The following is a 15,002-nucleotide window of genomic DNA, read 5'->3' on the forward strand; positions in this document are numbered from 1 at the left end:
TCCCACGCGCTCCTTACGAGAGGGTTCGCAGGGCGCTTTGGGCGAGCATAGCAAGATCGCCATCATGCGCAAAACCCGCCTTTTCCGCCGCCGGAGTGGAGAGCGGCGGCTGCGCGGCAAAGGCTGCCTCCAGTGCGGCATCGGGCTCGTAGCGGACCAGATCGGGCGAGACGCCGCACTGCCGCGCGATCTCCGCGGCCAGATCGCCCATCGTCACGCGCAAGGCTGGCAGCGTCACCGCGCGGGTCGGCGGCAGCAGCGCGGTGTCGAGCCTCAGGGCATGGATGAAGTTGCGGGCCACGCATTCCAGCGATTCCGCCCAGATCGTGCCCTCCGCCGAGACCGGGCAGATGAACGCCTCGCCCGCCTTCAGCGCATGGAACAGGTTCGACATGAAGGCGGACTTCATGCCCGAAGGCCCCTTGGGCCGCGCGAGAATGCCGGGCAGGCGCACCGTCACCCCGTCGATCAGCCCGCGATTGGAGAATAGGGCCACGGCATGTTCCATCATCGCCTTGTGCCCGCCGTAGATCATTTTCGGCGAAAGCGGCGTGGCATCGTCCACTTCGGCGGGCAGCGGATCGCCGTAGACCGCGATGGAGCTGGCATAAGCCACGCGCAGGCCCGGCGTGAGCGCACTCGCCTCCAGCAGCAGGTCGTACATCGCATCCACGTTGATCCGGCGCGAGGCCACCGGATCGGCCTCCGCCGCGCCGCCCGGAACGGTGGCGAGATGGACCAGCGCATCGCAGCCATCGCCCAGCGCCTCGGCCCGGACTGAGGCGGCGCCGAGATCACCCTCGACCGCGCGGGCGCCCTCAGGAATGCCGACGCCATGGCTGTCGATCCCGACGACTTCATGTCCGGCATCGAGCAAGCCATGGACGAGTTGCCGGCCGACAAAACCGCCGGCTCCGGTCACGAGCACTTTCACATCGATCTCCCTAGGTCGTAAACGCATAAACGGCACCATCGAGGCGCCCAAATGGCGAACAGCTCGGGCCGAAGTTGCCGCCGGGCGGGCTGGTTACCCGTCCAAGGCCGCTTCGGTTCGAGATGGAAGCCATTTGGGCGCCCCTTCGGGGTTTGCCCAAAATGGCCCAGCGCTGCGTCGGGAAGTCTTGAAATATCGACATATTCCAGCGCCTTCCCTCCTGCCGCTGAGCCATTTTGCCTCAAACCTCGATGGTGCCGTTTATGCGTTTACGACCTAATATCGGTCAGAGTAGGCCTTGCGCACGTCTTCGGAGTATCCATCGACGCGGTACGGCAGCATCCGGGCGTTCCAGCCGTCCCACAGGGCCTTCAGTTCGGCCAGCTTTGCGGGCTGCGCGGCGGCGCGCTCGGCCCGTTCGTGCTCGTCTTCGGCGAGGTTGTAGAGATGCTCCTTCCCGCCGATCTTCACGTATTTCCAGTCACCCTGCCGCACCGCCGCCTGCTCGTTGGCCTTGAAGCGCCAGAACAGGGTGCGCGGAACCGGGGCGGCCTTGCCGGTCAGTTGCGCCGAGAGATCGACGCCATCGAACGAGCCCGCCCCGGCGACATTGCCGCCCGCCATCGTCAGCAACGTCGGCAGGAAATCCATCGAGGCCATGACCTGATCGGACAGCGTGCCCGGTGCGATATGCCCCGGCCAGCGCATCAGGATCGGCACGCGGATGCCGCCTTCCAGCACTTCGCCCTTGTGGCCGATGAAGGGCCATGTCTCCGAGAACCGCTCGCCGCCGTTGTCGCTGGTGAAGACAACGATGGTGTTCTGCGCCTTGCCGGTGCGTTCCAGCGCGGCGAGCACCTTGGCGACGTTCTGGTCCATCGCCTCCACCATTTCCTTGTACTTGGCGAGGTTGCCGCCTTCGTAGTGGAAGGAATTGGGGAGGGTTTTGGCCGCCGCCGCATCCTCGCGCCCTTCCCAGGGCCAGTGCGGGGCGTTGAAGTGGAGCGAGAGAAAGAACGGCCTGTCGCCCGCGCCCTCGATGGTGCGAACCGCCTCGTCCCCGAACAGGTCGGTGAGATAGCCGTCGCGCTGCTGGGGCGCGTTGTCCTGCGCGAGGCCGATGCCCTGGTCCTTGCCGCCCATCACCATGTGATGCCGGAAATAGTCCGCCGCGCCTTCGACCACGCCAAGGAACTCGTCGTATCCGTGCTGGAGCGGGCCATGTTCGGGCGGTTCGCCCAGATGCCACTTGCCGATCAGCTTGGTGTGATACCCCCGATCGCGCAGGACCGAGGCGATGGTCGGCCGGTCCAGCGGCACGCCGATATGCGGCGGCGCGCCGGGGCCGAGCGGTTCCTCGATACCGATGGCAAAGCGCTGAGCATAGCAGCCGGTCAGCAGCGCCGAGCGCGTGGGCGAGCAGATCGGCGTGCTGGCATAGCCCTGCGTCAGCCGCACGCCGTCACGGCCGAGGCTGTCGATCGCGGGCGTGCGGATCGCGTGCGAGCCGGTGGCGGAAAGGTCCGCGTAACCGAGGTCGTCGGCCATGATGTAGACGATATTCGGCCGGTTTGGAGGGGGAGCCGGGCGGGCAAGCGCCCTGCCCGGCCCTGCAAGCGCGACGAGTGCACTCGTCGCGCCCAGCCACCCCAGCACTCTGCGACGGTCTGCAGGTATCCCCATGCCCTCAGAATTCCGCCGAGAGACGCAGGCCGTACGTACGCGGCGCGGTATAGCGTGCCACTGCAAAGCCGATCGGCGAGGATTGCGGTGTCGCGATCCGGCGCTTGTTCTCGATGTTCTGGACAAAGGCACCGATGGAAAGGCCGCCATCGGACAGGCGCAGCGCCAGATTGGCGTCGGTCAGCCAGTACGAACGGATCTTCTCGAAATCGAGATACTCGAATGCGCCATACTGCGAGGAGCGCCACGAGGTGTTGACCCCGGCAACCAGTTCGTAGCTGTCGCCGAGCGGCACGATCTGCTCGAGGCCCAGATTCACCGTCCATTTCGGCGAATAGAGCAGCGGACGGCCCGAACAGTCGAACGCGAGGATCGCGGTGCCGTCGGTCAGGGTGTCGCCGGTGGCGCTCGACGGGCAGTTGATGTTGTTGCGCGGCGAGGCGGTGGTGAGCGTCAGCTGCTTGTACTCGGTATCAAGGTACTGGACCTTGGCCGAAAGCGTGGTGTTGTGCATGGGCTTGGCCATGAAATCGACGTCGAAGCCCTTGATGTCGGCCTTGCCCGCATTGTCGATCGTGTTGATCAGCACCGAGTCCGGCGAGACCGTGAAGTAGTTGATCTGCTGGTCCTTGTACTTCCAGTAGAACGCCTCGACGTTGAGCTGGATCTTGTTGTTGAAGAAGCGGTTCTTCGATCCGATCGTGTAGGCGGTGATGAATTCCGGCTTGTAGCTGGGATTGCCCTCGGAAAGCTGGAAACCGCCCGCGCGGTAGCCGCTCTCGACCGTGGCATAGAGCAGCGAATCCGGGGCCACGTCGTACTCGGCGCCCGCCTTCCAGGTCACCCGGCTGTAGCTGCCCGATTCGACCACCGGGTAATACGTCTTCTGGATGATGCCGACACCGTTGGTCAGGTTGTAGAACTGGCCGTTGGGCTCGTCGGTGCTGCTGGCATCGATGAAGCCATTGGCGATCAGCCAGTTCACCGTGTCGCCGGTGGAAGTGAAGTTCGGGAAGTGCGGCAGCGCGCCCGGATTGGCGCAGCCCGCCGCGAACGAGGCCGGCGGCGTCGTCGGCGGCAGGCCGCCGCAATAGACGATGAAGTTGTTGATGATGCCGTCGATCGACTTGTGGTCATGGGTATAACGCAGACCGCCGATCAGGCGGAACGCGTCGGTCAGGTGCGCGGTCAGCTGGCCGAAGGCCGCGTACGATTCGGTCTTGTGGGTATAGTGCTGGATCGGCAGCACGAATTCCTGGTTGTACTCGCCGGTGTTCTGGATCTTCTCGTTGAAATAGAAGCCGCCAACCACGTAGTCGAACATGCCCACTTTGCCCGCCAGACGGGTTTCGAGGCTGGCCTGACGGTCATGCTCGTCGGTGTAGGCGGTGTTGAACGCCGGGCCGTAGAAGAAGCTGGTGGCATCGGCCTTGCGATAGGCGGGCAGCACCGTCAGCGTGCCGATGCCGGTATCGAGCGTGATCTCGGCATTGGCGCCCCAATAGGTGTTGTCGGTCATCTGCTGGCGGTTCATTGCATCGAGGAAACCGAAGCCCGGCGCGCCCAGCGAGGTCTGGCGGAAGGCGTTGGCGGCATCGGTGTTGAAGCCCTCCGACTTGCCGAGACCCGATGCCGTGAAGGTGAAGCCCGATGCCCCCGGCGTGAACGAGCCGATATAGCTGCCCCCCGCGCCGACACCGCCGACGTGGGTGTAGTCGCCGCCCAGGCGCACGCTCAAGGTGTCGGTCGGCTCCCACAGCAATTGCGCACGAACGCCCGTACGGTCGAGATCGTCGCTGCCGTCCTTGTTGTAGCCGTCATGATACTGGCGGGTGCCGGCAACACGCAGCGCGGCGTTCTCACCGATGGCGAGGTTGGCATAGCCCTCGACGCTCACCGCGTCGTAATTGCCGGCCGAGAGCGTGAAGCCGCCCTTGTTCTGGCCCAATTGCGGGCGGTTGGGAATGATGTTGACCGCGCCGCCGGTGGCATTGCGGCCATAGAGAATGCCCTGCGGCCCCTTCAGCACTTCGACGCGGGCCAGGTCATAGAACGCCGCCCCGAACGCGCCCGCTGCACGCCCCAGCACGACGCCGTCGTAGCTCGGCGTCACGGCGGGATCGTTGTAGCTGGAGTTGGTGACGTTGCCGACGCCGCGCAGGAAGATCGAGGTGTTCGAGCCGCCGCCATTGGTGACGGTGAGCGCGGGAACGACCTTGTTCAGCGCATCGGCCTGGGTGACGCCCGACTGGATGAGATCGTCTCCCCCCACCGCGTCGATGGCGATGCCCGCGCGCTGCATCGATTCCGAGCGGCGCTGGGCGGTGACGATGATGTCGCCGATGCCGCCATTGTCGGTGCTGGCCTGCGGCGCTGTCGCGCTATCCTGCGCCATGGCCGGTGCCGCCAGGACAATGGCAGACAGGCAGACGGATTCCAGAAGCCCTTTGCGCACGATGATCCTCCCAAATATGCTGTGTTCTTGGCATCGGGCTAACCAAGCCGCGCTCCGGCGTCACACCGATTGTATCGATAGGCACGCATCCACAGTTCGGATTTGTCTGAAACCGCCGCCTCGCTAGTCCTCGATGCATGACACGGGAGAGCATCAGCAGCATCGCCACGGCACTTGTCGTGGGCGGAGGGATCGGCGGCATGGCGACGGCCATCAGCCTTGCGGAGCGCGGCGTCAGGGTGGACCTGATCGACCTCGACCCGGATTGGCGGGTCTACGGCGCCGGCATAACCATCACGGGGCCGACCTTGCGCGCCTATCGGCGGCTCGGCCTGCTGGACGAGATCAAGCAGGCCGGCGCGATCACCACCAAGACGCGGCTCTATCGCTACGACGGCACGCTGATGCAGGTGCTGGACGAGCCGGTGATCGAGGAAGGCCTGCCGGCCACCGGCGGCATCATGCGCCCGGTGCTGCACCGGATCATGCAGACCCGCGTGAAGGCGCTGGACATCCCGGTGCGCCTCGGCGTGACCGTAACCGCACTCGAGAGCGACGATCAGGGTGTCGATGCGACCTTTTCCGATGGTTCCACCGACCGCTACGATCTGGTGATCGGCGCCGACAGCGTCTTTTCCGCCGTGCGCGAACTGGCCTTCCCGCACATGGCCCCCGCCCAGCCGACCGGACAGGGCTGCTGGCGGATCTCGATCCGCAAACCGCCCGGCCTCAGCGAAAGCGAATTCTTCCTCGGGACCGATACCCCCTGCGGGATCACCGCATGCAGTCCCGACAACGTCTATATGTGGATGCTGACCGCCCATGAGGAGCGCGAGCGCTTCATGGACGAAGAGGAACTCTACACCACCCTCAAGGAACTGCTCGCCCCGTTCGGCGGCAATGCCGGCTGGATTCGCGACAATATGACGCGCGAGGACTGGATCAACTACCGTCCGCTCGCCGCCGCCTTGCAGCCGCGTCCGTGGTCGAGCGGGCGGGTGGTGCTGCTGGGCGATGCCGTCCATGCGACGACCCCGCACCTCGCCTCGGGCGCGGGCATGGCGGTCGAAAGCGCCATCGTGCTGGCGGAGGAACTCGCCGCTGCCGACACCGTGGGCAAGGCCCTCGCCGCCTATGAAGAGCGCCGCTTCGACCGCTGCCGCTTCATCATCGAGAGCAGCATCGGCATCGGCCGCCTGCAGATGGAGCATCGCCCGCCGCAGGAGCACGCGGCGCTGCTGGAAACCGCACTGGCCCGTCTGAACGAGCCGTTCTGATGCCAAAAGGAAGGCGGGGAATTCTCCGCCTTCCTCGTTTCACGATGGTGTCGATCTCACCACGCCGTCGCCCCCGCATCGATGGGAATATCGGCCCCGGTGACGTAGCGCGCCTCGGCGCTGGCCAGCCAGCAGGCGGCCCAGGCGATGTCCTCCGGCTCGCCGAGACGCTTGAGCATGTTCTTGGCGAGCACTTGCTGCTCGAAGGCCGGATCGGCGGCGAGGTGGCGCGCGGTGGCCGCCGTCCTGATGAAGCCCGGCGCGATGGTGTTGGCGCGGATGCCGTGAGGCGCGCCCTCCATGGCCAGTTGCCGCGTCATCGCCAGAACCCCGCCCTTGCCCGCGCAGTGCGCCAGCGCCGGAGAGCCTTCCAGCGCATGGCGCGCATTGGCCGAGGCGAAGTTGATGACGCTCGCCGAGCCGCTCGCCCTGAGCCACGGCCAGGCCGCGCGAGTGGCGAGGTAGACGATGTCCAGCTCGCCGGTCAGCGTCCTTTTCCAGTCGGCGTAAGAGAGGTCCTCGATCCAGCCGAACACGGCAAAGGCGGCGGCGTTGACCAGCACGTCGATGCGGCCATGCTCGGCGCCGATGCGGGCGAACAGCGCCTGCGTCTGCGCCTCGTCGGTGAGATCGCAGGTCTCGTCGGCGCCGGACAGGTCGACGCCGATCACGGCCGCGCCCTCCTGCCGGAATATCCGGGCAACGCCCTCGCCGATGCCGTTCCCCGCTCCGGTGACGATGGCCACGCGGCCCTTGAGGCGATCAGCCATGGGCCACCTCCAGCTTGTGGTTTCCATTCATGCGCGAGGCGATCAGGGCAATGATCACCCCGCCCAGCGCCGCGAGCGAAAGCGTCATGAACGCGCCCAGCAGCCCGCCGGTATGCTGCCCGGCAAAGGTCACCACCAGCGGCGAGAGGAACTGGCCCAGCGCAAAGGCCGATTGCCAGAACCCGGTGCCGCGCCCGCGGATCTCGAACGAGAGGATCGACATCGACCACACCAGCAGCGTCGGCAGCAGCAGGCCCGCGCCGATCTGGTTGATGAAGCAGCCGATCAGGAAGCCCGGCACCGCGCCCGCCTTGCCCATCAGCGCAAAACCCAGCGAGAGCAGCGCGAACTCGATCAGCAGCAATCGCCCGACCGGCCACTTCGGCCCGATCCGCGAATAGAGGAACGTGCCCAGCGGCACCCCGATCGAGGCGAGAGACGTCAGGAACCCGCGCTCCGCCGGGCTGGTCAGCCCCAGTGCGGCAAGCCCGCTCGGCGCCTGGATCTGCACGGTATAGAAAAACACCGAACCGTAGATGGTGATGAGCACGATCATCGCCATCTTCGCCCAGGGAAAGCCCGCCCACGACAGATTACGGGGCGGCACATCGGCTTCGTCATCAGGATGGGCCGCGCTTGCAGGCTCCCCCGAGGGCTCCCACGTGAACTTGAAGACCAGCGCGAACATCACCAGCGCCGAGGCATAGGCCCAGAACGGCGTGCGCCAGCCGCTCTCGCCCATCGCGCCGCCGAGGTTGAAGAACAGCAGCGCCGACATCGAGGCAAAGGCGGTCTGCGCCGCCAGCCAGCGGTCGCGCGCGGCGCCCTTGTAGTAATCGCCGATCATTGTCGTCGAGAGCACGTAGATCAGCGCTTCCGCAATGCCAACGCCCACGCGCGAAATCAGGATATGGGTCAGATCGTGCAAGAACACCGGCATCACGCCGACCACGGCATAGAGCAGGAACGAGAACAGCAGCAGGCGCCGCCGCCCGAAGTAGTCGCCCATGATCCCCGCCACCGGGCACAGCAGCGCCACGCAGAGCGAGGGCAGCGTCAGGATCATCGGCACCCAGTATTCATGGTTCGGCACCGAGGAAAACTCGGCCATCAGATCCGGCACGATCGGCGTCAACAGCACGATCGCCATCGTCGTCAGCGTGATCGGCAGCAGCAGCGATATACCGGTCATCCAGCCGGCCTGGTGATGTCGAACCATTCTCTCCCTTTCCACGCCCTTGTTCCTGGCCCGTTACTGTCGGGTCCTGAAGGCATCCCGCACCGTGCATGACGCGGAATTTGGACCTCGCCGTTGTCGGCTGCCGGGCGGCCAAGTCCAATCGATTATGCGGGAGAGTAGGTATTTGCAGCGTGGTTAGGCGGGGGTGGGGTAAGTTTGTCCGAGCAATCGACTTCTTCGCCGGCAACGGACTTTCCGGATACGCCCCAAAGTAGATGTTCGTTGAACCCGGATGGCATGCCGATTGTTCACTCCATTCGTCATTCCCGCGAAGGCGGGAATCCAGTAGCAACCTCGCAATGAAGGCAATCCGCAGTGGCGCGATCTCCCCACCGGCTTTGGCTTCGACGCGCTGCGCTGACTGGATTCCCGCCTTCGCGGGAATGACGAAGTTCTGGGTGCGGATTTGGCATCAGCAACTGGTGTTTTGAAATCCGAACCCGACAGTCCGCTCCCAACCCAAATCAGCTCCACCTGACAGTCGTGGCATCAGCCTAAACAGCCGTCTCTGTCACCGCATGGCCGACAGACCTTTCCGCTTCAACCTCACCATGGGCGCGCCGCGCCTAGGCAGCGCGCAAGGATAGCGCTCCGAGGGTCCGGGGGATCATCCCCCGGAATCTTCTCTTTTTGAAACCTTCAGCCAGCCTCACACGCCGGGATGACGAACCCTCAGGCCAGCAGCCCGCGCCGCTCCAGCAGCGCGGTGACATCCGCGTCGCGTCCACGGAAGGCGCGGAAGCTGTCGGCCGCCGGGCGGGTGGCGCCGCGCGAGAGGACTTCCTCGCGGAAGGCGTCGCCCGTCGCGCGGTCCACCACGCCCGCTTCCACGAACTTGCCGAAGCCGTCCGCCGCCAGCACTTCGGCCCAGAGGTAGCTGTAATAGCCCGAGGCATAGCCGCCCGCGAAGACGTGGCTGAAGGCGTGGGGGAAGCGGTGCCATTCGGGTGGGTGGACGACCGCCACTTCCTCGCGCACCGCCTCGATCACTTCCATCGGGTCGCTGCCCATGGTGCCGAGGTGGAGCAGGAGGTCAAACAGGCCAAACTCGATCTGGCGCAGCACAAAGAGGCCCGACTGGAAGCGGCGGGCGGCGAGCATCTTCTCGAACAGTTCTGCGGGCAGCGGCGCGCCGCTGCGGTAATGGCCGGACATGCCGGTGAGCACTTCGCGGTCCCAGGCGAAGTCTTCCATCAGCTGGCTGGGCAGTTCGATGGCGTCCCACTCGAAACCGCTGGTGCCCGCCACGCTCGGCCGGTTGACGCGGGTGAAGAGGTGGTGGAGGCAGTGCCCGGTCTCGTGCAGCAGCGTTTCCACTTCGGTGTGGGCCAGCAGCGAGGGGGTGTCGCCGCCCTTGGGCGCGAAGTTGCAGGTGAGGTAGGCCACCGGCACGCGTGCGGTGTTGCCTTCGGACAGGCGCGGGCGGGCCTGCGCCATCCAGGCGCCGCCCTGCTTGCCCTGCCGGGCGTGGAGATCGAGGTAGAGCCCGGCGATCACCGCGCCCTGCTCGTCCGCCACATCGTAATAACGGGCATCGGCGTGCCAGAGCGAAACGCCGGTCCGCTCGATCAGGGTAATGCCGAAGAGGCGCCCGAGCAGCACCTGCCAGCCCGCCAGCACGCGCTCGACCGGGAAGTAGGCGCGCACTTCCTGCTCGTCGACGGCAAAGCGCGCCAGCTTGATGCGGTTGGCAACGAAGGTCAGGTCCCAGGGCTGGAGATCGGCGATGGCGAGGTCCTGCGCGGCAAATTCACGGGCGGCGGCAAGGTCGCGTTCGGCCCCGGGGCGGGCGCGGGCGGCCAGATCGCGCAGGAAGTGCAGCACCTCGCCCGCATTCGGGGCCATCTTCGTCGCGAGCGAGAGTTCCACCGGATCGGCAAAGCCCAGCAAGGTGGCCGCCTCGCGCCGCAGTTCGAGGATGCGGGCGATACGCTGCGTGTTGTCGAACTCCCCCGCATTGGGCCCCTGGTCGGAGGCGCGGGTGCCGAAGGCGGTATAGACACGCTCCCTGAGGCCGCGATCCTCGGCAAACGTCAGCACCGCGTTGACGCTGGGCCACTGCAGCGTGACCACCCAGCCTTCCAGCCCCTTGGCGGCGGCATTGGCGGCAAACATCTCCATCGCCGCTTCGGGAATGCCGGCCAGGACGGCGGCATCGGTAACGTGCTCGCTCCAGGCATCGGTCGCGTCGAGGACGGCGGCGGAAAAGGCATTGGAAAGGCCCGCCAGCTCCATCGAAATCTCGGCAAAGCGCGCGCGCTGCCCGGCCGGCAGGGCAACGCCGGAGAGGCGGAAGCTGCGCAGCATGTGCTCGACCGCGGCCCGGTCGGCAGCGGAGCGCCCGGCAAAGCCGGGGCTGCTCTCCAGCGCGGCGATCACTTCGTAGAGGTCGTGGTCCTGGAATACCGCCGTCATCACTTCGACGATGCGCTGCTGGCCGGCGGTATGGGCCTCGCGCAGTTCGGGGGTGTTGGCCACCGACTTGAGGTGCGAGACCGCCGACCACAGCGCGTCCAGCGCGGTATCGGCCGCTTCGAGCGGCAGCCAGGCCGAATCGAAATCGTCCGGCTTGTCCGCCACGATCCGCGCCACGGCCGCCTGCATGTCCGCCAGCGCGGTTTCCAGCGCGGAGGCAATCGCCTCGCTGGTCAGCGCGGCATAGTCGGGCAGGGCAAGGGGATCGAGCAGCGAACGGGCCATCAGGTCTTTTCCGGTTGTCATGACGATGGGAAACTAGGGATGCGAGCGGCGAGGTTAAACCCCCTGGCATCAGGAACGCACTCCGATCCCATGCGTTTCCCCCGGAAGAGTGCCTAGGCGCCCGGAAGCGGGGACGCAGGAAAACCGCGCTATTCTTGCGCGCAACAGGCAGCATCAACACGCGCGAGGTCGGATCGCATGGTGGAGTACCGGAGACCGCACAGCCCGCAGATTTCCCCCGAGACTGAGGGCCGCGAGACTGAGAACCTCGATCAGGAACGCCGCGATCCGCGCGCGGTCGTGGAGATCATGGCGACGTTCCGCCATGATCTCACCAGTTCCACCGTGGTACTCAAGGATCTGACCCGCTTCGGCGCCCGGATCGAAGGCATCGGGGCGTTGAAAACCGATGAAGCGGTCAGCCTGGGATTGCCCGGCTGCCGTCCGGCGCTGGCTTTCGTGGCCTGGTCTGACGGGCACGGCACCGGGCTCGAATTTGCCGATCCGCTGGACGGCGCGGTTTATGCCGATCTTGTCGCGCGTTACGGCCTCGGCAGCCTGACCAACCCCACGCTGGGGCGGCATTTCATCAACTGACGCCCCTCAACTGCCCCCCTCAACCAACTGCCGCTTCGAGCAGGCGCATGGTGCCGGTATCGGCGTCGATCTCCACCGGCAGGCCCACCGGCACGCTGTCCTGCGCGGCGATATGACCGATCTGGAGCCCCTGGAACGCCGGAACCTTGAGCCCGCCGAACTGGCGGTCGAGCACTTCGTAGATGGTGAAGTTGGAAAAGCCGCCGTCGGGGTTGGTGCAATGGGTGCACTGGCCAAAGACAATGCCCGCCACCTTGTCGAACACCCCTGCCAGCGCCAGCTGGGTCAGCATGCGGTCGATGCGGTATTCGGATTCGTTGGTGTCTTCCAGGAACAGCACCGCGCCGGTGAAGTCGGGCAGGTAGGGCGTGCCGACCAGCGCCGAGAGCACCGAGAGATTGCCGCCCAGCAGCTTTCCGCGCGCCTTGCCGCCGCGGAAGGTGCGCAAGTCCTTGCCGCGTCCGGCCAGGTTGAGGCCGGTGCCTTCGGGCACCTGCCAGGTCGGCGTCGCCCCCTCGAAAGCGAGCGCGTGGAAGTTCGCCCAGGCCGCCGGCGGCCAGGAGGCCGAGGCGTTGGGGCCGTGGATGCTGGCAACGCCGGTGCGTGCCGCGAAGGCGAGGTGCAGCGCGGTATTGTCGCTGAATCCGACAAACAGCTTGGGGGTCCTCGCGATCCTCGCATAGTCGAGCAGCGGCAGGATCCGCGCGCAGCCCCAGCCGCCGCGCACCGACATCACGCCGCGCACGTCAGGGTCGGCAAACATCGCCATCAGGTCATCGGCGCGCGTCCGATCCGAGCCGGCCAGATAGCCCTCGCGCTCCAGCATGTGCGGTGCGGGCCGGGGCACGAGACCCATGGCACGCACGCTCGCCATGACCTGCTCCAGCCCGAAGCGGTCGCCGATGAAACCGGCCGGGGCCACCAGCCCCAGCACGTCGCCCTCGCGCAGGCGCGGCGGCTTGACCAACCGGGGCGCGGGGGCTGCGGAAAACGCGGGCCATGCCGGCAGCGCCGCCGAAGCCGCGCCAATGCCAAGACCGGCCAGTGCCGCGCGGCGGGTGAGGGTCGAATTCGTCATGCCCCGCACGCTACGCGCGCCAGTCTCTTGCATGCAACCGCAAGCGGCCTAGATATTTGTGCTTTCTCCCGCCGCGTCCTGCGGCCAAGGTACCCCGATGAGCGATACTGAAGACACCAAAGTCACCAAGCGCCGGTTCTACAAGGCCGAGCAGGAAGCCTCCTTCGCCGATGCGCAGGAAGGCACGCTGCAGACGCAGAACCCCTCCTACCGCCTCGCCTTCCAGGACACCGAGTTCCTGCTGCGCGACGAGCTGCGCCCGGTCCGCTTCCAGCTGGAACTGCTGAAGCCCGAGATGCTGCTCGAAGAAGCCAACATCGGCTCCACCCTGGTGATGTACGGCTCCGCCCGCATCCCCTCGCCCGAACAGAGCGATGCCGTGCTGGCCCGCGCCACCACCGACGAAGAAAAGAAAGTGGCCGAGCGCCTTGTCGCCAAGGCCAAGTATTATGAAGTGGCGCGCGAACTCGCCCAGATCGCCAGCAAGTGCGCGGTCGTGGAAAAGGGCATGCGCCAGTTCGTGGTCTGCTCGGGCGGCGGCCCCTCGATCATGGAAGCGGCCAACCGCGGTGCCCGCGAAGTCGGCGCCGAGACGCTGGCGCTCAACATCGTGCTGCCACACGAGCAGGCGCCCAATCCTTACGTGACGCCGCGCCTCTCGTTCCAGTTCCACTACTTCGCGCTGCGCAAGATGCACTTCCTGCTGCGCGCCCGCGCGGTGGCGGTGTTCCCGGGCGGCTTCGGCACCTTCGACGAATTCTTCGAACTGCTGACGCTGATCCAGACCGGCAAGATGAAGCCGATGCCGATCCTGCTCTACGGCCGCGAATTCTGGGAACGCGTGGTCAATTTCGAGGCGCTGGCCGAGGAAGGCGTGATCAACAAGAGCGATCTCAAGCTGTTCCACTGGTGCGAAACCGCCGAGGAAGGCTGGAAGGTCGTGCGCGAGTTCTACGACCTCGACTGCGGTTGACCGCATAATGGGGGCGCAGCTTCGCACCGAAAGGCTGCTGCTGCGCCCTGCCCTTGCCCGCGATGCCGGAGCGCTTCACGCGATCTTCGTGCAGCCCGAGGCCATGGCCTACTGGTCGCGCCCGCCCCATGCCGAGATGGCCGAAACGCACGACTGGCTGGCCGGGATGATCGCGATTCCCCCGGACCAGGGCGAGGACTTCATCGTCACGCTGGACGCGCGGGTGATCGGCAAGGCCGGCTTCTGGCGCTTTCCCGAGATCGGCTTCATCCTCGATCCCGCGTTCTGGGGGCAAGGCTATGCGCAAGAGGCGCTGGAAGCGGTGATCGGCCGCGCCTTTGCCGTACACCGCCTCCCGCATGTCACGGCCGACGTCGATCCGCGCAACCGGCGCTCGCTGGCCTTGCTCGCCCGGCTGGGTTTTCAGGAAACCGGCCGCGCGGCGCGGACATGGCACGTCGGCGGCGTCTGGTGCGACAGCATCTACCTGCGGCTGGACGCTCCCGAATAGTCCCTTAGCGCATCGCGTGATGGCCGAGCGGGCCGTTCCCGGCGCCAAAGCCCGGGGCAGCCAGCAAGGCGCCGCGCACGAAGCCGCGCGCCTGCTCGATAGCCGAAACCAGATCGTCGCCGCGCCCCATGTACGTCGCTATGGCGCTGGAAAAGGTGCAGCCGGTGCCATGGCTGTGGCGCGTCTCGATACGCGGGGCCGTCCATGTCAGCGGGGCTTCTCCCGGACGGACAAGGCGATCCTCGACCAGTGGCCCATCGGCATCGCCGCCCTTGGCGATATAAGTCACGCCGCGCGCCGCCATGCCCTCGTCCCCGCCCAACACGGCCAGTTCGGGGACATTGGGCGTCGTCAGCGTGGCCAGCGCCATCAACCGCTCGAACCCGGCGATGGTCTGCTTGTCGGCAAGAATCGAGCCGCTGGTGGCGATCATCACCGGGTCGAAGATCACCGGCACCGCCAGCGCCTCGAGCCGTTCGGCCACGACACGGGCGATCTCCGGGCTGCCGAGCATGCCGATCTTCACGGCATCGACGCCGATATCGCCGATACAGGCATCGATCTGCGCCGCCACCATTTCGGGCGAAAGCGCCGCCACGTCCGTCACCCCGCAGGTATTCTGCGCGGTGATCGCGGTGATCGCGGTCATGGCATAACCGCCCAGCACGGTGATCGTCTTGATGTCGGCCTGAATGCCCGCCCCACCCGAGGAATCGGAACCGGCGATGGACAGGATGCGGGCCGGCGGCGTCATGAGCGGTGTGGTCATGGCCAAGGCTGATGG

General features: G+C 66.3%; 12 protein-coding genes. 4 read left to right on the plus strand and 8 right to left on the minus strand.

Features of this window, described 5'->3' with window-relative positions:
• Window positions 1-13 precede the first annotated feature (13 nt).
• The 3 genes from DM450_RS15500 to DM450_RS15510 all read right to left on the minus strand — a co-directional run bounded on the left by DM450_RS15500 (window position 14) and on the right by DM450_RS15510 (window position 5,072).
• Complete coding sequence (locus tag DM450_RS15500) at window positions 14-934, minus strand: NAD-dependent epimerase/dehydratase family protein (RefSeq protein WP_142636250.1); 921 nt, start codon at window positions 932-934, stop codon at window positions 14-16.
• 276 nt (window positions 935-1,210) lie between these two features.
• Complete coding sequence (locus DM450_RS15505; protein WP_142636252.1) at window positions 1,211-2,617, minus strand: sulfatase-like hydrolase/transferase; 1,407 nt, start codon at window positions 2,615-2,617, stop codon at window positions 1,211-1,213.
• A gap of 4 nt (window positions 2,618-2,621) precedes the next feature.
• Entirely contained in the window at window positions 2,622-5,072 is a 2,451-nt protein-coding gene (locus DM450_RS15510; RefSeq protein WP_260609917.1) for a TonB-dependent receptor, read from the minus strand.
• 137 nt (window positions 5,073-5,209) lie between these two features.
• Between DM450_RS15510 and DM450_RS15515 the strand changes: the two genes are divergently transcribed.
• Complete coding sequence (locus DM450_RS15515; RefSeq protein ID WP_142636254.1) at window positions 5,210-6,349, plus strand: FAD-dependent monooxygenase; 1,140 nt, start codon at window positions 5,210-5,212, stop codon at window positions 6,347-6,349.
• Window positions 6,350-6,405: 56 nt separating this feature from the next.
• Here the strand turns inward: DM450_RS15515 and DM450_RS15520 are convergent, their stop codons facing one another.
• The 3 genes from DM450_RS15520 to DM450_RS15530 all read right to left on the minus strand — a co-directional run bounded on the left by DM450_RS15520 (window position 6,406) and on the right by DM450_RS15530 (window position 11,059).
• Window positions 6,406-7,119 carry an SDR family NAD(P)-dependent oxidoreductase gene (locus DM450_RS15520; RefSeq protein ID WP_142636256.1) on the minus strand — a complete coding sequence of 238 codons (714 nt, stop codon included), beginning with the start codon at window positions 7,117-7,119 and terminating at the stop codon, window positions 6,406-6,408.
• Window positions 7,112-8,338 carry an MFS transporter gene (locus DM450_RS15525; RefSeq protein ID WP_142636258.1) on the minus strand — a complete coding sequence of 409 codons (1,227 nt, stop codon included), beginning with the start codon at window positions 8,336-8,338 and terminating at the stop codon, window positions 7,112-7,114. Before DM450_RS15525 ends, DM450_RS15520 begins: the two co-directional genes overlap by 8 nt.
• 693 nt (window positions 8,339-9,031) lie before the next feature.
• Window positions 9,032-11,059, minus strand: a complete 2,028-nt coding sequence (locus tag DM450_RS15530; protein WP_142636260.1) for a M3 family metallopeptidase — start codon at window positions 11,057-11,059, stop codon at window positions 9,032-9,034.
• Between the two features lie 201 nt (window positions 11,060-11,260).
• On the opposite strand from DM450_RS15530, the gene DM450_RS15535 reads away from it, so the two are divergent.
• Window positions 11,261-11,656 carry a hypothetical protein gene (locus DM450_RS15535; RefSeq protein ID WP_260609918.1) on the plus strand — a complete coding sequence of 132 codons (396 nt, stop codon included), beginning with the start codon at window positions 11,261-11,263 and terminating at the stop codon, window positions 11,654-11,656.
• A 19-nt stretch (window positions 11,657-11,675) separates the two neighbouring features.
• Here the strand turns inward: DM450_RS15535 and DM450_RS15540 are convergent, their stop codons facing one another.
• Window positions 11,676-12,734: an LD-carboxypeptidase gene (locus DM450_RS15540; protein ID WP_142636262.1), complete on the minus strand. Its 1,059-nt coding sequence runs from the start codon at window positions 12,732-12,734 to the stop codon at window positions 11,676-11,678.
• A gap of 97 nt (window positions 12,735-12,831) precedes the next feature.
• On the opposite strand from DM450_RS15540, the gene DM450_RS15545 reads away from it, so the two are divergent.
• Entirely contained in the window at window positions 12,832-13,707 is an 876-nt protein-coding gene (locus tag DM450_RS15545; RefSeq protein WP_142636264.1) for a TIGR00730 family Rossman fold protein, read from the plus strand.
• A gap of 7 nt (window positions 13,708-13,714) precedes the next feature.
• Complete coding sequence (locus DM450_RS15550) at window positions 13,715-14,218, plus strand: GNAT family N-acetyltransferase (protein ID WP_142636266.1); 504 nt, start codon at window positions 13,715-13,717, stop codon at window positions 14,216-14,218.
• Between the two features lie 4 nt (window positions 14,219-14,222).
• Here the strand turns inward: DM450_RS15550 and thiD are convergent, their stop codons facing one another.
• A complete protein-coding gene (thiD, locus tag DM450_RS15555; RefSeq protein ID WP_142637999.1) occupies window positions 14,223-14,972 on the minus strand; it encodes a bifunctional hydroxymethylpyrimidine kinase/phosphomethylpyrimidine kinase in 750 nt (249 codons plus the stop codon).
• Between the last annotated feature and the right edge of the window lie 30 nt (window positions 14,973-15,002).

Origin of the sequence: Sphingomonas sp. IC081, assembly GCF_006874585.1 — a bacterium.
In the GTDB taxonomy this organism is placed as follows: Bacteria; Pseudomonadota; Alphaproteobacteria; order Sphingomonadales; family Sphingomonadaceae; genus Novosphingobium.